Genomic DNA, 21,865 nt, shown 5'->3' with positions numbered 1-21,865 from the left:
AGGATAGTAGAACATATTGTCTACTACCCTAAAATTTATGATGCTAACCAACGAGAGAAGAAGTTTAGCAGTTCTGGAGCGAATAACACACCAGTATATACGAAAACGGAAATGCCCATTCCAAGAAGACCTTTTCCTACGAATCCAATTAAAGCCACGATAGCAAAAACAATAAATGCAATTACAGCTAATGGCTGAATAAAAGTTTGTAAGAACTTAACTACGTCATATCCTTTTCTTTCAGCCCAATTACTTGCTTGGTCAATAGAAACTGATGGCACTTCTTTATCTGGGGCATAATCAAATTTCCTACTATTTGTTTTAATAGCATCTCTATTGATTGCCTCTACCTTATTAGTTGTCACGCTCTCTTCTGCGTGAGCCTGTATTTGGACAAGTGGTAAAATGAGTAATACCGCAATCCAAAATGCAAAGAAGAGATTTTTTGGTTTTTCAATAACATGCATAGTTGCCACCACCTTTTCACTAAAATCTATATATTATAGATATAAAGATAGGCTTTCATAACCATGCATTGTCGAATAATCTCAAAAAAGAGTATGAAACTTTACATTTCATACTCTTTGTGTTTCATCATTCTTAATCCATATTGTCTGGTATTAATTCTTCCACTGTTTCATCAACTAACTTCCACAAATAATCATTTGAGAATCCCCATTGTTTATAGATAATCTCCTGACATCTATTACTTAATATAGCTCTATTACTCTCTTTCTTTGAGAAACTCATTTTTTTGAATTCCTCTTTTACTAAAGCTATTACTCTCATATCTAATTCTGTATTATTTACTTCTCTTAGCTGTTCTTTTTCCAGAATCGCAACTAATCGTTCTTTTTCAGTAGTTGTTAAAGACAATAATTGACCACCTTTGATTTTATTAATCATTTTAGTTATCATAATGTTCTCTCCTCTTTAGATATAATTTATAAATTATAAATACCTAATTTTTATTCTGCTCATGTATTTTAGATTAATAAATCGTAATTTATAATTCATATCCATTAACAAATAAAAAGAAGTACAAGACCCTGTTTCTTCGGATTCTTAGCACTTCTTAGTTGCTCTCATTTTCATAATACAGTAAGCGTTTTATTTATATTACCATTCCAGAAATAGAAAGTATTATCTCTTATAAGGAGGTAATTCTTCTTCCAGTTCCTCTACATCATTCATTAAGTCATCCACCCTATTTCTTAATCTTTTTGTTCTTTCTTTTTCCAATTCAAGTGCTGTTTCAAGTTCTTTTGTAATAAAAATAAATCTCTTAGCCAATTCTCGCAAGGCATCTTCTGTATATTTCTCATTTCTTAGTAACTCATCTAATTCTTCCATAGATAAATTTATCAACTTTTTTGTATCAACAATGACTTCCTTCATTCTTTTGCACCTTCCTGCTTTAAATCGATTTTTTCTTTACTCTCTTCTTTAGGACTTTCAGATTTTTCTCCATAAACATTTTTGATAGTGGTATTCCAACTCTCAAACCAAGTATCAGGTTTCTTTTTTTTATCTTTCATGTTATAAACACTCCAATTAGCAAATCTTTACTTAATTTCTTCATTTTCTTTTATATATTATCATCTCTCCTTACAATATGAGATTCCTATATAATTTCTACTTTTTTCGTAAGCTTTGACCAGTACGTTTTATCTTCTTCATTTCCAGGATGTCTATACTGTGTTGTTGGATTTGTTGCACTAAACCCCTGTTTTCGATATTTATTGATTTCTTTATTAACGACATCATATTCTTTGTCTTCAACATACATTTCTATAAGTTCAAATTTTTTAATTTCTACTTTCATAATACTTTCTCCTTTCATACTCCTTTATCACAAATATCCTATGTGGAGAGATTTATAACGCTTCTCTTAAGTACAGAAGAACTCCCACAGCTAAAGGAGTGGGAGTGGTTAGGTTACTATTTACAATCTTAAATCTTTTCATTTATTCTTACAATCTCTTACTACTAATTCCACTCTTTACACAAGTTATCATCATCTACTTCTTTATGTATTTTATTTTCTACACAAATCAATTGTGTACCTGTAGTCATGGAATGCGAACACGACAAACAAGAATAGTCTGGCTTTCCAATCCAACGAGAATCATTTTCTTTTTTCAACTCTTTGATTAGTTCATCCTTAGTCATTTTTGTATTCCCTTCCTGTTATTTCCCATTTTACATCACTATACTTTCCTTCGCCTCGAATGATTGATGGGACTTCAGGCTGTTTCGCATCAAACTCTGCCATTTGTTCAATCGTCATGCCTTCATCATAGTGTTCTTTATCGGGCTCATATTCCCATGTTACAGTCATGGATAACTTAATCTTTTCTGCCATTATTTTCCCTGCCTTCATTATTTATTCTTGTTTTATTTGTACTTTAATTATTTCTCTTCTGATTTTTGTTATATAACATGACATATAATCCACTATCCTCTGGATTTTCTATCCCATGTAAAATAATTGATGTCCAATAACCATCTAAAATCATGCGTTTAATAAATAGTCTATCAAGACCACCATTTTGAGGAAATCCACTATACTCAAACTCTTGCTCATCCAATGCATGTGAGCAATTCTCCTCGAATCCATAGCCTCCAAATATTCCTTGAAAGACATCTTCTGTATCACTATTTTCTTCGAATCCATTTTCAAAGATAACTGTTACTTTGTCCGTAGAACAAATCTTTTGGAACATTTCTCTATATTCACCTTGAAAATCAATCAAACATGTCATTTTTCTGTTAGGATTACTATTTCTTGTAAGGGACGAAACAATCTCCCACGCTTCCTTTGGTAATACATAATTCAAATCATTATTTGTATAAGAAATCATAATATATTCTCCTCCATTTAAATAAATATTAATATTTTTATTGACAATAGTCAATTAAATATATACATGCATTATTACTCAATCTCTCCTCTTTTAATTATTTCAATGTAAAATACCAGTTTTTTAGATTTGTATTATTATATGTGATTAAAATGTAGACATTCTATAGAGAAGCAAAGGTTATCTTCATAACTTTAAGTTATTTCTTATTTTGAAACAAAACATACTTTTATTACAATAAAAAAAGAGGGAGAATGTCTCCCTCTTACTTTATTATTTCAATGCACGTCCCACGCTTGTAACACTGCCCCAATTGTTAATTTTAGAAACTTTAATTGTATCGTTTGATTGAGGAGCATGAATGTACTCATTGTTACCAATATACATACCTACGTGGTGAGCAGGTTGTCCCCAGAATACTAAATCTCCTGGTTGAGCTTGGTCTTTTGCAATATTTGTAGCCCATGCTTGCTGTTCTCTTGCAGTACGAGGAATATTCACTCCTGCTTTCTTATATCCATATTGCATATACCCTGAACAGTCAAACCCTGGATATTCTACTGGATATCCTCCAATCCAAGCACCTGTTTTCTTAGCAGGTTCCCATTCTCCATTTGACAATTTCTTAGGTGGTGTCGTTCCACCCCATGCATACCAAGAACCAATAAATTCTTTTAAGTATCCATAAATTTCTTGAGCTTTTTGACTACCTTCAATACTCATAGGACCTGAGCCACCAGGAGTAGAAGTACCATCTCCATTTCCTTGCGTACCTGTCGTATCAAATAAAGATGAAGGGTCAATTGGAGCTTTTGTTTTTTCTGTGTACAATTCAAAGTGAACAACTTCGCCCTCTTCTGTTGTACCACCTGCTGTACCTATTTTTTCTCCTTTTTTAATTTCTTTTCCTTTTTTCACATCTACAGAACCTAAGTTACCGTAAATGACTGTAGTATTTTTGTATCGAATTTCTACAAACTTACCATGAACACCACCCTCATGTTCACTTAAACCAACTACAATACCATCTGAAACAGATTTTACTTCCGTTCCCTGTGGAGCTAAGATATCAATCCCTTTATGGAATTCTTGTGTCTCTTCTTTTTTCACTAACCCAAATTGTTTTACAATGGTTGCAGGTTCGATATCAATAGGTTTGTCAAATCCATCAGGGAATAACTTACCTACATCTAACTTTTTATCATCTTTTTTACCAGCCCATGCAGAACCAAGTGGGTTTTTAAATAATTGAGCATATTTCTCTTTCCATATTTCATCTGTCATTTCATCAAATTCAGATAAATACTTTTTCTCTTCCATTACAAACATCATATTGATAACATCTTGAGAACGATTTTCTGGAATTAAGTTTTTGTAATGTACAGCATCACTTTCAACCTGTTTAAGTGGGTCGTGTTTTGGTTTGTCAGGGAATAACTCGTTCCAGTGTTCTTTTAATTTATCAAAGATACCTTTGATTAAAGAACTAAATCCAAAGTCTCCACCGCCACCTTTTACTTCTAATCCACTTGCAGAACCAACTTCGAGATTTCCATCAGCCATTACTTTCGTTCCATCTTCTTTCATTACCCATGGTGCTTTACTTTCAGGTGATGCATAGTAACGTAATACATGTTCAATATATTTTGCGTCACCGTAAGTGCTACCACTCCATTTAAAGTATTTAGAAGGGTTATTATGAACCTCGTCACGGAACTTCATCCATCCAGTGTCTCCCGTATTTTGTCTGATTTCATCAGATGTTTTACCTGTTTCTTGTGCATACAAGTCAACAATTGCATTTGTACCACCAGGTCCATAGTTGTAGGCTTGAATAGACAGTAATACATTGTAGAAATTACCTTTTAATCGAGAAGCAAATTCCATCGTACCTGCTTTGATATTCGCATCCACATCCGTTACATCCCCAGGACCACTTATGTTCATCGTTTCTTCTTGCTTTGTTTGGAAGTTAAATGCAGTTACGCCTTTGATAACCTCTCCTGGCTTTTCAACTTGCATTAATCCAACCGCCGCACCATTGTATCCTCTACCACCTGGTAAACTTCCTTCATGGTCACCACCAGATTCTTGGGATGCTTTAGCAACTAATAAATACGGGTCTACACCAAACATCTCTCCATATTTTTTGAATATCTCAATATATTGAAGTGATTTCTTGTAGTTCTCAGAGTCAGCACCTTCACCTAACTTGAACTCACCCATATCTACCTGTCCACCACCTTGTTGGGCTTGCTTTTCTTTATCTTCATGCTGTTTCAATAGAGATTCTAATTCTTTAATATCCTTGTTCGTTCTACTTCTGACATCAAAAGCAAATCTTGCATCTTTAGGAACTTGAGATTCAAAGTTTTCAACATAGTCTCTGAAATACCTATTCCCTGTAACACCTGATGTATCAGGGTCTCCATCATATGTAGGTGCTTGTTCCCACATTGTCCCCTCTGCATATTTAAACATAGTTACTTCTTCTTCATACCATTCTTTTTCCTCATATGATTCTGTAACTGGAGTTAAGCTTGGAATATTCGTTTCTTTTCCATCAGTCCCTTTGAATAAAGGAAGACCTTTGTCATCCGTTTTAATACGAGTTTTCTTTACCATCTTCCATTTCTTCACTTTTTGTTTAAATGGTATTTTTTCTTCGTATTTTTCACCAGTGTCTTTCCATTCGTTCGTAATTTTATTTGTAATATTACCCGCAGGTGAAGCTACTTTATCAATCATCCAAGTTTTCTTTGGATATCCTTCTACTTCTTTTTTATGCTCTGCTTGTTGACCTTCAGGAAGATTCTGCTTTTGAACAACTTGTTGTTTTTCTTCATCCCAAGTATCTTGATAAAGAACTTTTCCTCTTCCTTCTTTTTGTTCTTCATACTCTTGGTAGTGAAGAATTGGAGCAAATCCATAATCCCATACAGCACGTTCCTTTTTGTCTTTTATTAAATTACCATCTTTATCATAACTATTGCTTTCAGCAACTAAACGACCTTTATCATCTGTTAATGGTTTTGATTCCATTGTCTCAGGGTCATGATAAACTGGTTTTAAAAATTGCTCTGGATATCTGAACTTATCATCAAATAGAAACTCATCCAGTGTCCACAACGTATTAGGACTTAAGTAGAACATCTTTTCTCGCTCAAACTTATCCTTAATATTCTTTTGTTTAATAATAGGGTCATCTGCTGTATATAGCTTTTTCTCATCACCAACAGTAATGTAATAAGAACGGTCTGAAAAATACGTGTAAAAGGCTTTAATGACCTTATTACCAGGCGATAGATTCATAGCCTCCCAGATACCACTTAGTGTTTTTACAAGTGGATTATCATGTTCTTTATCATCCATTTGATAACCCTGTTCTTTCCCCCTACTTTCGAAAACTGTATCAAAAGTAATCGTAAATATAGAGAAGATTAAAATCGCAATTAATATATATGGAAGGGCCGCAATTACAAGCGATTTAATCGCAGAAAAAACTGCCTTCATAATCATTTTTGCACCTTTTTTTAATGCCTTCATTGCCATTTTACCTGTCTTCTTTGCACCTTTTTGAACAGCGTTATTCATTTGCTCTTCAGCTATTTTCGAGGTGGCATCTGTCCCATTTTTATTCTCTTCATTCATCGAATTCTCCCCCTTTCAAAGCTTTATCTTTATTCTATTCTTTTACTATTATTGTTATCTATATATAACGAGTTCTACTAAGTTTTAACTATAGTTAAAAATAAAACAAATAAAAAAAGGATAGACATTAGCAAAGAAAAATCGCTATTGTCTATCCCTCTCTTATTCCTTTTAAAACACAAAAAGGGCTCCATTACCAAGTAGGTAACAGAACCCTTCTATGTAAAAAATCCATCTTTATTTAAACTGCATGAAAAAGAGAAATCTTAATCTTTTAATCTTCCCATTTCTCGCAAGTATTGTTCTCTATTTCGTTTTAATTTCGGTCTCTCTTTCAATTGGTATATACCTGCATCAACAATTTTGTACAGAGAGTACGCAACTAAAAATATTAAATAACCATCAAGTAATTCTTGTAACATACTATCATCTCCTTTTTTTGTAGAGTTATCACAAACCCTTCCTGTTTTTTAATATTCATTTATATAATTATATTATATAACTTTAATACTTATTCGTCAATTATTTTTTTCTAAAATAAGCTAATTATTTAATGAAATGAACATAAAAAGAGACTCATCGTTTTTCATACGACAAATCTCTCTTCCTAAATTCGTTGTTTCTATTTCTTAACCCTTCTGTAATTTGGTAATTGAAGCATTTCATTATTGGAGAAGTTCGTATTAATATCTTTTTGAATAATATAATTCTTCCCAGATTTTGATACGTTTTTATATCCAAATGCTTCTTTATCTACCCACATACCAACAGTTCCTTTTTCTTTATTTACTGTAGCATGAAGAATACCTTTTGATTTGTAATAATCCATTGCTTGCTTATCATTGTTTTTGAATGATTCCATCACAGTTGCAAGATTTTGTTCTTCTTGCGTTCCTTTCAGATTTGAATTATTAAATTGTTGAGTCGCTTCATCAAAGTCGTATTCTACATACATTTTGTTGTCACCCACATCAACCATTTGTTTAATACCAGTATCTTCTTCTAACCCTTTTGCATCATGGTAGCGAGTAATATTCCCATCATTTGAAAGGTCTTCTTTCATGTACCCTTCTGCCTGTTTTTTATAAGAGTCTAAACTGTCAGGTGAACTACCTGTAGCCATATCTTTCATTGCGCCAAATGCAGATTTAACACTTCCATCTCCATTGTTCTTACGGGAAGTAAAGCTATCATTTGCTTTATTAAATGTTTGCATCCCTTTTTGTTTTGCAAGGTCAGTAGCTAATCCCATACCTGCTCTATCACCAACAGCACTTGAACCTGCCATGACACCACCAATTGTTCCTACCTTTGCGGTTGCCATTGCAACTCTACCCATACCTTTCGCACCTTCTTTAAGGATTGATTTTTTCTTTAAGCTTGGTGCAGGGCTATTGCTACCTGCTTTTCCATTCATTTCTCTCATCTGACTGTTCATTGCATGAGTTTGTTTACTATCTACATCTGCCATAGAACTCGCCCCCATATTTGCACCGCCAGAACCACCTGCTCCAATTCCATTGAAGTTTTGAGCTCCTTTTTTGTTCATTTGTGAACCACCACTTACAGATTCCATAGTTTTCTTACGGTTACGTTGCTCCATAAATCCTGCGGTAGCTCCTCCTACCATACCCATACCCATACTTAATGCTTGACCACCAATTTGACCTGAAATACCACCGCCAGAAAGTCCCATTAGGTTTTGACGGAACCATTGTGTCATTGGTACAAACGCAATAAGCAAGATGATACTTTCTATTAATCTTGTTTGTCCTAATGTTGTTACATTCGCAAAGAACGCTATCATTAAGGCATGGAATGTTTGCATATATATGTTTGATGTTAATTCTTTCATATAGTTACCAAACAATTGTTTGTATTTACCACCAAATGCAATGGATACAACAAATAATGGTGCTGTTGCATATAATAACGCAACTGTAATTGCTCTCATGATATACACAAAGTTAAAGTAAATCATGATGATAAAGAATGCAATGTTGATTAAAATCGCACCTACTAAACCTGAACTCATTGTATTTGCTGTTCCAAATGATTGAGAATAATTCGACGCACTCCCAAATATAGCAACTAACTTAAAGTTAATAACTGCTAATATGTGGAATAAAGGTCCAATCAACGCTAACATAAATCCTGTCATTAACAGGTTTTGAATACCATCAATTAAATTTACTCGCATCATTGGATTTACTGCGGATAAGTTTCGAGAAACTAATAACTTAACAATTGCTCCAATGATAAGTGCCCAAGCAAGACATTGACACACCCAGAATAGTGATTGAGCTGAATCAAACCAGTTTAAAGGCATAAGACCTTGGTAAGTAGTTGTTGCTCTTGCTCCATCATTTAGCATTAATTCTTGGAAACTATATAGTCCAAGTAATTGACGAACAACACCTAATACACTACTGATAAACTCACTGAAATATTGTTCGATTTTACCTGGTTTTACTAACTCATCAATTTGAGAAAATGAAATTCCATCTTTTAGATAGTTTGTATTCCCTTGTAATACGATTCTTTTCCAGTCTAAGTTTTTAACTTCTTTATCTTCTACTTTATCCCTGTAATCTTCAGGAATTGTGTTTGCTAATTCCTGTCCAGGATAGTATCCTTTTGGAACCATAGCAACGAAATAAGATGGTTCTCCACCAGAAACTTTAATTTTTATGTAGTGACCTTTATCAATCCCCTTTAAAGGATGTTCAATGTCATTACCCGAAGAAAACGTAAATGATTTCCCATTAAAGCTAACTTCTGTAGAACTACCATCCATTGCACTATCAGATGCATTCGCTACATCTACTGCCAGTTCCATAAATTCTGTTCTTGTACTTGTTTTTTCCTTGTCAGAACTTTTATAGTCTGACGCAGATAAAATATATGCAATCGCATCATTAAAACTATTAACCAAGTTATCAGCAACCCAATATGCACGTTCCCTATCTAATCCCGTTGCATCATGGTTACTTTGTGTTTTTCCTTGGTGATACCCTGGGAATGTATAAAGAAGTGCCCAATCTTTACCAGTTAGATGTGATTTAGGAACAAATTCTTCATATTCTTTCTTTAGTTTATCCGCTTCACCAGAAACAGGTGGTAATGTGAAATTACTTGTTTTTGCGTGTTCTGCAAAAATACCAATTTCTGATTCTTTGTGATTTGATAACTTCCAATCATTATCCTCTTGTGTCACAACCGCATTGTAACGATATGAACCAAAATCAATAGCAATCCCCATAAAATACGCATCGTGAGCGTATGCTTTAATAGGTGACATTAACAAGGTGGTTGCCGTTACAGCAGTTAAAGCAAATTTAGAGAGGGTTTTAAAAAACCCTCCTTTTTTTCGGTCACTCATAAGTATCCCTCCTTACATTAAGCGATTTTTTTCTTTATTTGAATGTGGTTATGATTCTCTTCTACTTCATCCAAAGGTTTCGCTTGATGTGCTTTTTTAATTAAATCCACTTCAAATTCAAATGGCATTACATAAGCAACAGAGCTTTCTCCATTCATACGAATCAGTAACTCGCCTCGTTGTGCTTGTAGTAAGAAGTTTCTTTCTCCATCAGATAATTTGAATGTGTCTTGTAATAAATCAATATCCGTACTATCTTGACGTAGGAAGATATTGACTACAGCATTCGTTAATACCGCTTTACCTTGCTCATTATTCGCAAATTCGATAAAGTTTTGAGATGCTACTAACAATCCACCGTTACGTTTACGGATACGTCTTGAACAGTTTTCTAAGAATTGAGATGTATATTCAAATCCTGCCATATTTTTATTTACTAACATCCATGCTTCATCACAGACAATACGTTTTTTGATATGTGGATTTTTCTTGGCAAATTTCTCCCAAGTCCAACTCATTGAAACGAACATGCCAATTGGTCGAAGTACGCTTTCTTCTAATCTACTAATATCGAAAGTAACAATTGGTGCATCTTTAAAGTTTGCTAATTCTTCAGATGTATAACAGTCGAACATGTCATACACGCCACCCTCTTTAAAGATTTTTAGTGCATTTGCTAAACTTTCTAATTCTTTATTCTGTTCTTTTCTTGCATAAGACTCAAATTCATCATGGAAGTCTGTAAATCTTGGCATTTGACGTTTACGACCTGTTTCTGAGAACTCACCAGTTAACTCATCAAAGTATGGTTCATTGTCATATAACGAATCAGGGGCTGATGTAAAGCCTTTATCCTTATATACTTTTGCAAGATTGTGACCTACAATAGAACGTTGTTCAGGTGTTAATCCCCCTGCCATAACCGCTACAAGGTTTAACAAGTCGGCAACTTTCGATTTTAAATCAATCTCCTCTTTACCAGTGTCCACATTATATTCTGTCTCTACATCAAACGGATTAAGGAAGTGTTTAGAGTCAGGTGCTACATAAATATGTGCTCCTCCTAATGCTCTTGTAAGTGGTTTGTACTCTCCCTCAGGGTCAATAATTACTGTACGTACACCACGTAATGCACTTCTCATTGTTAATAAGGACACGAAGAATGTTTTACCAGAACCCGCTTGACCGAATACCGTAATATTCGAGTTATTTAATTTATTTCTATCATAAAAATCAATTAATACAGGGGTAGACGTTGATAAATTCACTCCACAGAAAATACCTGTTTCATGAGAGATTTCAGAATTATAGAATGGGAAACATGCTGTTAGAGCTCCAGAGTTGAAGTTTCTGAATGAATCTAATATATAAGTTTTCCCAAATGGAAGAGCTGATTTATAGCCATCATCTTGTCTTAAATAGGTAGGCATCATATAAACCTTTCTACCCTTTAATTTGTTGTCTAACTTTTGGGATTCCTTATTCAACTCCTCTTTAGAATCCGCATATAAATTCGATGTGATTTGGATGTAAAAAAGGTTTTCATAGTTTTGCTCTAATTTTTCACGTTGGTTATATAATTGAACAATCGTATTTCTTAATCGTGTAATATCACGAATATTCCCCTTTTCTGTTTCGATTTGTAATTGCGATTCGAATTGCGTAAGTTTATGCGTTAATTCATCAAGAGCTGTTCTATCATCAGCAGGTTCGATATATAACGCTGTATCTAAATCACCTTCATAGCTATATAACAAATCAAGCCAACCCACAGATACGTTTGTAGGAAATCCCTGCATAACCATATTACGCACGTATTTATTTCCTACTTTTAAACAATCATCAAAACTTCTATCAAAAGAAGGAGGAGCAACAAAATCCTTCATACTCCTTGTCCCTCTTTCTAATGTATCTGTTTGTTCTTCTTTATGATTGGCATTTAAATCAATAATTGCATCTCCGTTTATTTTATTTTTTGATTTTTTCTTCTTAAAGAATGACATCTTTATCAGCCTCCATCTCAGGAATATTTGGAATTTCTACAGATGGTGTTTTGTAGTAACCTGCAACAGCTTCTCGAATTTTATTGATTTCTTGAATCGCTTTATTTGCTGAACCTTTCACATCTGCATCTACTCCATTACTCTCTAATAATTCTTTTTCTAAGCGAATTTGAGATTCATATAAAATCCAATCCAATTTCCCTTCTGGTAATACCTCTTGTAATGGATTCTTCTTACCTTCCACCATAAGATTTAAGTATTCACCACTTACAACACCTTCAGCATGTGAATGGTTTTGTCTGTGATAGACACCAAATATTACTTCTGCAACTTCATTCGTTTCTAAAATGTTTCCCTTTACACCAATACCTGCTAATCCATCAATTAACATTTGGCAACGTGTATAAAGTTCTTTTGCAGAATAATCGTATTTTTCCTCATCCGTAGCTGTCGTTAACTCATTCGCTTCCATATAAGGTACGATGATATATTTTTTCTTTTGTTTGTTATTACCAATAATTGTTGGTAAATTTGCCATTTCTGAATAATAAGCGTCCCCATAACTTTCTAAATTCGGATAGTCTTTTATTGTAGTCAGAATATCATCTTCTAATAACTTCAATGTTTTCGCATTATCAACTGTTCTTGTATGAACAAAGAATGTGATTGGATGCGATAATGAATTTAAGAAACGTTGGAAAGATAAATCAATAATTTCTTTTTCTTTTTCTGTTTTCAAATCATAGTTAATAGAGTTGCATTCAATAATCGCTCTATAGTGATGTTGACCTAAATCAATCATTGAATCGGTAATATCTTTATACGGCAGGAAATCTTGTGCATTTTTAATGTCCTCCCTTGTAGATGTATCCGCTTGTTTTGGGTCGGTTTTCTTCAATTGATACATAACAGCCCATCCCATACCACCAAATAGAGCAAGTAATAAAACGGTTCCTATAATTACTCCTGTCATTCTTACACTTCCCTTCTACGGTTTATTAGTTTTTTTGTTTTTCTCTTTAAAGCACGTTTTCGACTGATATACTCCCATAATGTCATGTCCAATTTTTTCTTAAAGGCAAATGGTGTTCCTGACAGTAACCCAATAAGCCCTAAGAAACAGGATATAATTCCGTTTCCAATTGTGACAAAGCTCAAAATGAAGAATAGTGCTCCCAGACCGAAGCCACCTAATAACCAGAAAAATTGATTTAAATTTAATACGCCCCCGATAACTTTTTCCTTCTCTTTCATATCAGGAGGAACTGGATAAATCTTCATGAGAACCCACCCCTTTCATTGACTATAGTTAATGTTATATGATATATAATAGATAGTCTACGGATTACTATTCCTATATGGTTCGACTATATGGGGGAAGCTGTTCTACTTAATACATAATCGAAACACAAGATAAACGAACGAGAAATGAGAGGGTTTTATGAATAAAAAAATAGTAATTATGGAGTATAGTGATGGGCAAATCTCTGTATTGTTTGAGGATAAAACGAGAAGGATTATTAGTAGAGGCGAGTTAGGTCTAATTCAATTAACACAACAACATCGTAAGAATCCTAAAGTAGAATATATGGAGTTAACTGAGCTTGAGGTTGTTATTAGATTAAGCTTTATTAGAAGATTTATAGAAAATAATGTATTAGATGGTTCTGTGGATAAAGTTCAACTAAAACATCACATTGATAAATTGAATTTTTACCATCAGTATGGAATCATTTCTGATGAAGATTTTGAGGATTATATGAGTCGAATAAAGGCATAAAAAATAAAGTACCTATTTTAGGTACTTTATTGCATGAGAGGTAATAGTTTTTCATTCAGGATACGTTCGATGTTTTTAGGATTTTTATTGAACTCTTTATAACTTATCCTGATTAGTAAAAGCTCATTTGATATACAATATTCATCCTTTATTCTATCTTTTATTTGTCTTTTTCTAAACGATTCCTCTCCCCCAAAATGTTCAACAGGCTTTATATGTTGTATTCCATCAAATTCAATGAGGGTTACAATTTTATTTTCTTTAAAAACTGCAAAATCAAATCTAAGTTTCCCTTTATAAATACAATCATCAAAAGTGTATTCCTTTTCATATTCAATGTTCTTACTTTCAAGATAGTTCATTATAAGCTGTTCACCTTTACTGGAGTTGCATTTTATACAAACCGAACCTACCAATAAACTATCAGGATTCAAATCAAATATATGATTACACTTCTTATGCCTAACTGTTATTTTCACTCTACTGCCCTGATACTCACTTAATAAGGTGTATTCATCATCATAGATATCAGCTATTTCTCTTTTGAATTCTTGATGTGTTTTTAATTTATTTAACCTTCTTCTTTGTTTTGTACATTCAGGGCATGTTGCTTTTCTTTGAAGAAATCCATCTGCTCTTGGACTCCATTCGTACTCACACTTATTGTGTCTGATTTTAATCTTATTTGAATTACTTTTATACTGTCCTATCACACTGTATTCAGAGCCATAAATACTATCTATTTCTCTTACATAGTCTTCATGACTTTTCCTAATATTACCTGCACAAAAAGAACATCTCGCTCCTAATGAAATGAAATCATTTGGTCGAATATCATATTCCCTTCCACACATATTATGCTTTACCGTTAGAGGGGTTTTACTATTCTTATACTCTCCTAAAACCTCATACTCATCACCTACTAATTTTTTTATCTCTTCTTTAAATGATTTTGTTGTCTTTTTTATTTTTCCATAACAATTTGGACATCGTTTACTTTTAAAAAATACCCGTGGCTGTACATCCCATTCATAGTCACAAGCATCATGTCTCATACGAATTAATTCACTTGACGTCTTATAAACACCTAATACAGTGTATTCGTTCCCTCTTTTTTCTTTCACTTCTTTCAGGAAATATTCATGCGTTTTTTGATAACCTCTTGGCATTTTCATCCCCCTTTCTTATCATGTATCAATAGATACAACTATTTTATATATGCTATGTATTCTATGTTTTTTACCCAAAAGAAAAAACGCACCTGGAAATTATCCAAGTACGTTTTTTTGGCTTGTTCTTTGCTTATTTGAATGCACTGTAGAAAACACTGTACCCTGTCTTTCGACATATTTCATAAGGGGTTAGACTATATCATACTCCACAGCTTCATCTGTTTGGAGTGTTGGCACTTCGGAGGAAGGATTTTCACCTTCTATCTCCTACTCTACTCACTCTGTTTTTTTAACAGGTTTTCGATAGTCGTTACACTTGCTACTATGTTATATAGTAGATTAGCACGGTATTATCAAGCTATCTACATCTCTGTAGACCTTAGAGTCTCTTACGAAGCGTATTCGCCTATGGTCATTTCTCCTTTTGAGAGAAAGGCTTGTAATTGTCATACAAGCAGTCTTAGTTAACTTCTACCGTTAGCATGATTGCATCATCACACACCCTGCACTTACAGGTTCACCAACTGTTTCCTTACGCCATTTCTGGCATAGGGGACTTTTCCTTTCGGATAATCCTACGATGATAGTTACGGCACCTACTTTCCTTTTTTGTCTTTCGACACATCTTAAGGAAAAGACTATATCATACTCCACAGCTTCATCTGTTTGGAGTGTTGGCACTTCGAAGGGGGAGTTTCACCACAACCTCCTACTCTACTAACTCTATACTGTATATAGGTTTTCGATAGTCGTTACACTTTTAATTATAAATATATATAAATAATACATTTACAATCACTTAGCACGGTATTAACAGCTATCTACATCTCTGTAGACCTTAGTCTCTCTTACGAAGCTCATTCGCCTATGGTCATTTCTCTTTTTGAGAGAAAGGCTTGTAATTGTCATACAAGCAGTCTTAGTTAACTTCTACCGTTAGCATAATAATAAACATTTATTATTACACACCCTGCATTTACAGGTTCACCAACTGTTTCCTTTCGTCATCTCTGACGCAGGGGACCATTTAGTTAATCCAGCGGCCGCAATACCACTCCAAATTAAGCCTGTTAACGCTTGAGAACGAGCTTGTGGGTTACCCGCAGATGCACCAAGTTTCATGAATTGGAAAATGAAGAACATAATCATTGAAACCGCACCGATACCAGAGATACCAACGATGAAGTTACGGTATTTGTTGATGAAATTAGTCCAAGCAGAACCACTATTAGAAGTATTGCTCATACCTCCACCACTAAGTTCTAATTTACCGTCACTACCAACTTTAACTTCAACATCGCCGATTTGTCCCTCTGCATGTGCTTGCATCACAGGTAGTCCAAAGCCCATCATCATCACAAGAGTTAAGAAGAAAGCCATAATTCCGTTTTTCACGGAAAGGTGTTTTCTTTCGATAGCTTCTGTCATGGCGATGCACCTCCTACTATTCTGTTTTCAGTCAAAATGTTTTTGACTTTTTTTATTTTTTATAGTCAACAGCTTTACTGTTGATTATGTTATATAGTAGTATTTATCTCTCGATTTAATAACTAAAAATGAAGAAAATATGTCGTACCCCCTGTTCTACCCCCTAATAAAGGTTTTAGTAGCTACAAACTCCATCATATCCTCATTTATAAGCATGTCATACAATAAGTCACTCATCTTTTTCGCCACAATCCCCTTCATTCCTCGTGCTCCTAACCCTTTATGTAAAGCTTCTGTAGCAATATATTCAATTGCTTCATCTGTAAAACGCAAATCTTTTTGTTCTTCTTTGAATAGCTTTATATATTCAGGAATAATAGCCCCATTAGGCTTCATTAAGATATCCATTAAGTCTTCTTTCGTTAATGGGTTTAGTGTAAGTATTAGAGGAATACGACCAATGAATTCAGGAATCAGTCCAAACTGTATTAAGTCCTCAATACTTATAGGACTCATTTTAGAATTATCCTTACTTGCCTCTACTGTATCTGCATTCGTAAATCCAATCGTTTTTTTATGCTTATTCATTCGTTTATCAACAATCTCTTGCAATCCATCAAAAGCTCCTCCAAATATAAATAGAATATTTGAAGTGTTAATGGTCACAGTTGTTCGTTTAATAGATTGTCTATTTTGTTCGATTGTAAAATTTGTACCCTCAATCATTTTTAATAAAGCTTGTTGAACACCCTCACCTTGCGGGTCTTTTGTACTTGTATGTGATGTACGTTTTGCTAATTTATCAACTTCATCAATAAAAACAATTCCTTTTTCAGCAGAGGAAATATCTCCATTTGCTTCTTGTATTAAAGAAGATAAAATACTATCTACATCTTTTCCGCTATATCCTGTTTCTGTAATTGTAGTAGCATCTACGATTGTCATGGGAATATTAATGATTTTTGAAATCGTCTCTACTAAATGCGTTTTTCCACAACCACTCTCACCAATTAGTAATATGTTGTTTTTAGGAATGTTTGTTTTTACTTTGCTATAAATTCGTTTGTAATGATTATAAATTTCGACTGTCAAAACCTTCTTTGCATCGTCTTGTCCAATTACATCTCTATCCAATTTATTTTTTATTTCATGTGGTCGTAAAGGACGTGAATACATCAGAGATGCTTCTTTTTTATTTACATTCCCCTTATTAGTTTCACCTGTTTTCCCATGAAAATGTTCGTAAGCAATTCGTGAACAATTCTTACAAAGTCCAACACCTTCAAGTATAGCAGGTAAGAAATCCTTTTTTTCAAAACCACAAAATGAACATTTTTTCTCCATATACGCATCCCTCCTTGTAAAATGAATTACTTCATTATACGAATATATTTTTACTATAGTAAACAAAATAAATGTTCTATCTCTTTCAATACAACAATTCATGAAAAATAAAAACAGCACATCAAAATGTACTGTTTCGAAATTTCATCATATAATATTTGCGAACCTACTTAATGCATTGATTCTTAAGTGCAGTTCTTGTTCTTTTGGTGTAATAGAATTTAAATTGCTTCTCAATTCCTTTGCGAAAGATAATACTTCCATTTTATTCCTCCTATATATTTGACCTATATCATCCAATAAATAGGTGAAATCCTCTTCTAATACGTTCAGTTCTTTGATTTCAACTAAGACTCGAACAAACATTGTATGTACAACCAGTTCTCTTTCTTGAATCACAACATCTGTAGAACGAAAATGCTCTTGTAGTACCTGATGTTCAGGATAATGAATCAGCAAATACTCAAGGAAGAATGTCTCAGCTTCTCTACATAAGGAATATGTATATTCATCCGAAATAGCCTTATCTAATGTCTTTACTTCTGCTTCCCACATATGAATATCTTTTGAAGAACTCATTCCCAATAATAATTTCCAAATTAATTCTTTCATTCGCTTGTTTTCTTCTTTGAAAAATAAAGAGTTTTCTTTATGTAATGTATTCATGATAGAATCACTCCCCCTTCTGTATACCTCATTATAGTAAGGGTTAATAGATTTTATCATTTGGTTCTGTCATACTATCAGCCTATGTCTATTCATAATAAAAAGCCATACCACGTTGATATGACCTATACTAATGCATATAAGAAATCTGTTTCTTCTGCACTGCACTCTTCTATTCTTACTGATTGAAACATCAACATGTTTTCTCTTACCAAAAATATTAGAAATACATTTCCATACTTTGAAAAGGACGAAAATATAATCGTGTTTAATTCTTCAGCTATATCATGTTGAATGTCCACTCTTCCAAATTCGTGTTTCACTCGTTGTAAATCCATATGGACATTACGAGATTTTATAAATAAAGTTTCTTTAAATGAATCCCATCGTTTTGTCTTGTGAACCAACTCATTTATATGGATAGATTCCCCTTGTAGAGTAACTTGCATACTTTTTACCTGATTCTCAATTAGAATTGTCATCATCATTCTCTCCTTTTGAAAGTTATCTTCATAACTCGACTAAACTAATGCATACACCTGTTTATAAAAATCTGTTTTAATTTCATTAAATGTTAATTCATTACTGTTAATCTGATACCAAACTTCAACATGACCATACTTGCTGTAATAGAAAAGTCCTAATTTATCTGCGTTTCTATCAGAATCTGTTATAATTTCAAAGTCCATCGTTTCCCTATGAAGTCGCTGAAATGTTTTAAACAAACGTTTGATTAATACTTGTATATGCTCATAAAAGACACACCAATCATAACCCTTACAAACAATATCCATCATAGAAAAAGACTTTTTACATACTTCTTTTTTTAGTTGCTGTACCTTTCTCTCAATTAATTGATTACACATGCCACCTATCCCCTTTTTAATTAAAACGTATGTTCACCTGTTTATATATTCCATGTATTATAGTTGTTTTAGGTATATTTCATAAAAAAAGCAAATAAAAAAACGCAAGGAAGTACGACTCTCCTTACGTTGTAAAATCTATTATTTTTTATAATCGCTTGGTTTTGGGATAAAGGGGTTTTCTACCAACCAAAGCATACGACTATACAATGTAGGCAATTCTTCCTGTATAGCATTCCAAACCAGTTCTAAATCTACTGCATGGTACACATGAATTAACATATTTCTAAATTTAATCCATTTACTCCAATCTACTTTGTAATACTTCTTTTGAAAGTCTTTTGGAATCTGATTCATTGCTTCTCCAATGATTTCTAATCCCCTAATAACAGCCTTTTGTGTTTTTCTATCTTCCTTAAACTCTTCAAATGTCATGTCCTTTGTGAACTCTTGTGTATCTGTAATCTCTTCCATAATGGTTCTAAATATGATTTTGAAGTCCTTTAACATATTTAACATCCTTTCTCATATAAGGCAGAATTTCTGGCTTCACGTTCTCTTCCGATACCAAATCTACCTCTTTTAAAAATAGTTCCTCTATAAATTGTTTTAATCCCATAAAACGTTGAAATGTTTTTTTACCTTCTTTAAATCGTACAACCATATCTATATCACTATCTTCTCGTGCTTCATTTCTCGCATGAGAACCAAATATTCCAATTGACTCTACCTCAAATTCTTTTAATGTTGAAATATTTTCTTCTAACTTGTTTAGTATCATTTCACTTGTTAACATTTGTTTTTCCACCTAACTATTTTCATTTGTTAACTATAGTTATATCTCAACCATGTATAAAAAAAAAGAGGCAATAAATCACCTCTTCAAATTTAAGCAACTACAAGAGCAGTAGTAGTTGTATTATTGTGCATTGCTTCATTATAAATAACGTTCTCCATGAAAATGCCGTTTAAATATTTTTTGTCCCCATCAAAACAGAAAACATAAACACCATTTTCAAATACTTTAAACATTACATCAAATGATTGTGCATCGCCTTTTAATAACTTATAACCCATTCCGTTTAAATCTTTCATATCTTCATCTAATTCAATGTCTACTACTTCAACTTCATTAAAATCATCGGCCGTATGATTTTGAATTGCAGTAATTTGATTTTGTGTTAAATGAATAGATACGTTTAATGTTGAATCTAAATCAAATACAGACAGTCTTCCATCTTTAAAGTTTTTAAATGCAACATATGAATCATTTGTTTTTGTAAAAACAAAACCTCTGCTGATTAAAGATGCTTTTTCCTTTAAATTAGTTTTATCAAATAAATAAGAGCAAACTGCACCAACTGTAGCTAACATAACATTTACCAACCCGAACATATTTACCATACATAAACCAAACACACCTAAAGCTACTGTATAAGCTACGTTTTTCATATCTAAACCTGTTGTTTTCATTTTATATCTCTCCTAATATAATATTTTTTATTATTCCGAACTTAAATAGCTTTGAATAGAAAAGCTACAAGTACAATCCCAACATATACTAATAGAATACATCCGATTGAACGAGCCATTTGTATAGGATGTTTCTTCATTTCCTCTTTAGAAAAACTCATCAAAAACCCTGCTATTATCATAATACATCCAAAAATAATTATTTTTACCATTTTTAGTCCTCCGATTTGTAATCCCTTTAGTTTAAAACTAATTGTTTAAGTTTTGAAATTTTCACTTTTACATCATATTTTTTATATGTGTAATAACCAACCGCACCAATTGTAACTGACATAACATTTTCAAACCCAAATGTATCAATTACATATAAAGCAAATCCACCTAATGCAAGTCTAAATAAATTCTTTTTTGTAACTAAACTTCTTAATCTACTTTTAATACCCAGTTTTTTAGTTAATTTATACATACCGTAAATAACTAATCCACCTACTAAAGCACCTTCAATACCTACCCAAGATAATAAACCTAATACAAGCAACGCACCTAACATTTGTTTTACTTTACTTACCTTTTTGAACATACGTAACATAATAAAGAACTCTCCTTTTAAATTAATTTTGTCAAACACCTGTTTTATAAAATATCCATATATTCTATGTAATTTATATAGAATTTAGTCATTACTTCGACTTTAAAATTCCGTATCATTTGCCATTGTTCTTGCTTCATTTCGATTTCCTGTTTCGAAAATCACATTCCAACTACAAGACATTTTTCTCTCACCAGAATCAATTTCTTGTTTTAATGAATGCTCACGTACATTTGAAACACAAAATAAAAATGGGATTTTCTCGCCAATAACAATACCTTCATATACTCGATATACTAATTTATTCTCAGCCTCTTTATTCATCATCCTTAACACTCCTTACTCATCATTGTTTTCACACGACTATATAAAAAAATACCAATACCTACCCAAGAAACATATCCAATACTACAAATCACAAATTGTAGAAATTCACTATCTATCATCCTTGCAACATTTGAGATTCTATCGCTAATAATTACATAACTCATTAATAAAAAAATAATTGTTAAACTCCTATTACGCACTATCCTATCCCCTTTAAACTCATTTTTTAAAATACCTGTTTTTTATAATCCCTATATTATAGATAAAATCCATAAAAAATATTTGCAAAAACACTTTTCAATTAAAAACGAATGATGTAT

The 21,865-nt window shown here is 32.9% G+C and carries 28 protein-coding genes; 1 reads left to right on the top strand and 27 read right to left on the bottom strand.

Features of this window, described 5'->3' with window-relative positions; all coding sequences use genetic code 11:
- Nucleotides 1-35: 35 nt before the first annotated feature.
- From CQ064_RS07750 to CQ064_RS07695, 14 genes are all read right to left on the bottom strand, one after another.
- Complete coding sequence (locus CQ064_RS07750; RefSeq protein ID WP_000558127.1) at nt 36-467, bottom strand: hypothetical protein; 432 nt, start codon at nt 465-467, stop codon at nt 36-38.
- A gap of 133 nt (nt 468-600) precedes the next feature.
- Nucleotides 601-918, bottom strand: coding sequence for a hypothetical protein (locus CQ064_RS07745; RefSeq protein ID WP_000628951.1), 318 nt, complete (start codon nt 916-918; stop codon nt 601-603).
- Nucleotides 919-1,143: 225 nt separating this feature from the next.
- Complete coding sequence (locus CQ064_RS07740) at nt 1,144-1,398, bottom strand: hypothetical protein (protein WP_000665844.1); 255 nt, start codon at nt 1,396-1,398, stop codon at nt 1,144-1,146.
- Nucleotides 1,395-1,538 (bottom strand): hypothetical protein, encoded by a 144-nt coding sequence (locus tag CQ064_RS33410; RefSeq protein WP_000653338.1) that lies wholly within the window; start codon nt 1,536-1,538, stop codon nt 1,395-1,397. The genes CQ064_RS07740 and CQ064_RS33410 overlap by 4 nt, the downstream gene beginning before the upstream one ends.
- 86 nt (nt 1,539-1,624) lie before the next feature.
- On the bottom strand, nt 1,625-1,825 hold the full coding sequence (locus tag CQ064_RS07735) for a hypothetical protein (protein ID WP_000861916.1): 201 nt from the start codon (nt 1,823-1,825) through the stop codon (nt 1,625-1,627).
- Nucleotides 1,826-1,989: 164 nt separating this feature from the next.
- Nucleotides 1,990-2,172: a hypothetical protein gene (locus tag CQ064_RS07730; RefSeq protein ID WP_000158923.1), complete on the bottom strand. Its 183-nt coding sequence runs from the start codon at nt 2,170-2,172 to the stop codon at nt 1,990-1,992.
- Nucleotides 2,165-2,365 carry a hypothetical protein gene (locus CQ064_RS07725; RefSeq protein ID WP_003320273.1) on the bottom strand — a complete coding sequence of 67 codons (201 nt, stop codon included), beginning with the start codon at nt 2,363-2,365 and terminating at the stop codon, nt 2,165-2,167. The genes CQ064_RS07730 and CQ064_RS07725 overlap by 8 nt, the downstream gene beginning before the upstream one ends.
- 43 nt (nt 2,366-2,408) lie before the next feature.
- A complete protein-coding gene (locus tag CQ064_RS07720) occupies nt 2,409-2,864 on the bottom strand; it encodes a hypothetical protein (RefSeq protein ID WP_000626859.1) in 456 nt (151 codons plus the stop codon).
- Nucleotides 2,865-3,137: 273 nt separating this feature from the next.
- Entirely contained in the window at nt 3,138-6,515 is a 3,378-nt protein-coding gene (locus CQ064_RS07715) for an NlpC/P60 family protein (protein WP_001001494.1), read from the bottom strand.
- 266 nt (nt 6,516-6,781) lie between these two features.
- Nucleotides 6,782-6,937, bottom strand: a complete 156-nt coding sequence (locus CQ064_RS33405) for a hypothetical protein (protein WP_000938780.1) — start codon at nt 6,935-6,937, stop codon at nt 6,782-6,784.
- 200 nt (nt 6,938-7,137) lie between these two features.
- Complete coding sequence (locus CQ064_RS07710) at nt 7,138-9,897, bottom strand: hypothetical protein (protein WP_001283804.1); 2,760 nt, start codon at nt 9,895-9,897, stop codon at nt 7,138-7,140.
- Between the two features lie 17 nt (nt 9,898-9,914).
- Nucleotides 9,915-11,900 (bottom strand): VirB4 family type IV secretion system protein, encoded by a 1,986-nt coding sequence (locus tag CQ064_RS07705; protein ID WP_000007639.1) that lies wholly within the window; start codon nt 11,898-11,900, stop codon nt 9,915-9,917.
- Nucleotides 11,887-12,873: a hypothetical protein gene (locus CQ064_RS07700; RefSeq protein ID WP_000148198.1), complete on the bottom strand. Its 987-nt coding sequence runs from the start codon at nt 12,871-12,873 to the stop codon at nt 11,887-11,889. The genes CQ064_RS07705 and CQ064_RS07700 overlap by 14 nt, the downstream gene beginning before the upstream one ends.
- A 2-nt stretch (nt 12,874-12,875) precedes the next feature.
- Entirely contained in the window at nt 12,876-13,181 is a 306-nt protein-coding gene (locus CQ064_RS07695) for a PrgI family mobile element protein (RefSeq protein WP_000708626.1), read from the bottom strand.
- A 160-nt stretch (nt 13,182-13,341) separates the two neighbouring features.
- On the opposite strand from CQ064_RS07695, the gene CQ064_RS07690 reads away from it, so the two are divergent.
- Nucleotides 13,342-13,680, top strand: a complete 339-nt coding sequence (locus CQ064_RS07690; RefSeq protein ID WP_001035157.1) for a hypothetical protein — start codon at nt 13,342-13,344, stop codon at nt 13,678-13,680.
- 26 nt (nt 13,681-13,706) lie between these two features.
- On the opposite strand, the gene CQ064_RS07685 is transcribed toward CQ064_RS07690, so the two are convergent.
- The 13 genes from CQ064_RS07685 to CQ064_RS07625 all read right to left on the bottom strand — a co-directional run bounded on the left by CQ064_RS07685 (nt 13,707) and on the right by CQ064_RS07625 (nt 21,745).
- Nucleotides 13,707-14,849 (bottom strand): hypothetical protein, encoded by a 1,143-nt coding sequence (locus CQ064_RS07685; protein WP_001137296.1) that lies wholly within the window; start codon nt 14,847-14,849, stop codon nt 13,707-13,709.
- Nucleotides 14,850-15,836: 987 nt separating this feature from the next.
- The gene (locus CQ064_RS07675) at nt 15,837-16,280 is read right to left on the bottom strand and encodes a hypothetical protein (RefSeq protein WP_000133475.1); all 444 of its coding nucleotides are present in this window, start codon (nt 16,278-16,280) and stop codon (nt 15,837-15,839) included.
- Between the two features lie 156 nt (nt 16,281-16,436).
- The gene (gene clpX, locus CQ064_RS07670) at nt 16,437-17,624 is read right to left on the bottom strand and encodes an ATP-dependent Clp protease ATP-binding subunit ClpX (protein ID WP_000412049.1); all 1,188 of its coding nucleotides are present in this window, start codon (nt 17,622-17,624) and stop codon (nt 16,437-16,439) included.
- A 147-nt stretch (nt 17,625-17,771) separates the two neighbouring features.
- The gene (locus CQ064_RS07665) at nt 17,772-18,290 is read right to left on the bottom strand and encodes a hypothetical protein (protein WP_001094088.1); all 519 of its coding nucleotides are present in this window, start codon (nt 18,288-18,290) and stop codon (nt 17,772-17,774) included.
- A 125-nt stretch (nt 18,291-18,415) separates the two neighbouring features.
- Nucleotides 18,416-18,772, bottom strand: a complete 357-nt coding sequence (locus CQ064_RS07660; RefSeq protein WP_000153829.1) for a hypothetical protein — start codon at nt 18,770-18,772, stop codon at nt 18,416-18,418.
- A 39-nt stretch (nt 18,773-18,811) separates the two neighbouring features.
- The gene (locus CQ064_RS07655; protein WP_000336192.1) at nt 18,812-19,156 is read right to left on the bottom strand and encodes a hypothetical protein; all 345 of its coding nucleotides are present in this window, start codon (nt 19,154-19,156) and stop codon (nt 18,812-18,814) included.
- 141 nt (nt 19,157-19,297) lie between these two features.
- Nucleotides 19,298-19,666: a HepT-like ribonuclease domain-containing protein gene (locus CQ064_RS07650; RefSeq protein WP_000910134.1), complete on the bottom strand. Its 369-nt coding sequence runs from the start codon at nt 19,664-19,666 to the stop codon at nt 19,298-19,300.
- Nucleotides 19,638-19,952 carry a nucleotidyltransferase family protein gene (locus CQ064_RS07645; RefSeq protein WP_000958018.1) on the bottom strand — a complete coding sequence of 105 codons (315 nt, stop codon included), beginning with the start codon at nt 19,950-19,952 and terminating at the stop codon, nt 19,638-19,640. Before CQ064_RS07645 ends, CQ064_RS07650 begins: the two co-directional genes overlap by 29 nt.
- Before the next feature lie 92 nt (nt 19,953-20,044).
- On the bottom strand, nt 20,045-20,629 hold the full coding sequence (locus CQ064_RS07640; protein WP_000858742.1) for a hypothetical protein: 585 nt from the start codon (nt 20,627-20,629) through the stop codon (nt 20,045-20,047).
- 41 nt (nt 20,630-20,670) lie between these two features.
- Entirely contained in the window at nt 20,671-20,841 is a 171-nt protein-coding gene (locus tag CQ064_RS33400) for a hypothetical protein (RefSeq protein WP_003320258.1), read from the bottom strand.
- A gap of 26 nt (nt 20,842-20,867) precedes the next feature.
- Nucleotides 20,868-21,218 (bottom strand): hypothetical protein, encoded by a 351-nt coding sequence (locus tag CQ064_RS07635; protein ID WP_000945342.1) that lies wholly within the window; start codon nt 21,216-21,218, stop codon nt 20,868-20,870.
- Nucleotides 21,219-21,320: 102 nt separating this feature from the next.
- Nucleotides 21,321-21,545: a hypothetical protein gene (locus CQ064_RS07630; RefSeq protein WP_000981151.1), complete on the bottom strand. Its 225-nt coding sequence runs from the start codon at nt 21,543-21,545 to the stop codon at nt 21,321-21,323.
- Between the two features lie 2 nt (nt 21,546-21,547).
- The gene (locus CQ064_RS07625) at nt 21,548-21,745 is read right to left on the bottom strand and encodes a hypothetical protein (protein WP_001246024.1); all 198 of its coding nucleotides are present in this window, start codon (nt 21,743-21,745) and stop codon (nt 21,548-21,550) included.
- Between the last annotated feature and the right edge of the window lie 120 nt (nt 21,746-21,865).

Origin of the sequence: Bacillus sp. MYb78 (assembly GCF_002975115.1) — a bacterium.
Lineage (GTDB): Bacteria > Bacillota > Bacilli > Bacillales > Bacillaceae_G > Bacillus_A > Bacillus_A cereus.
This window is presented reverse-complemented; position numbering and strand designations above follow the sequence as displayed.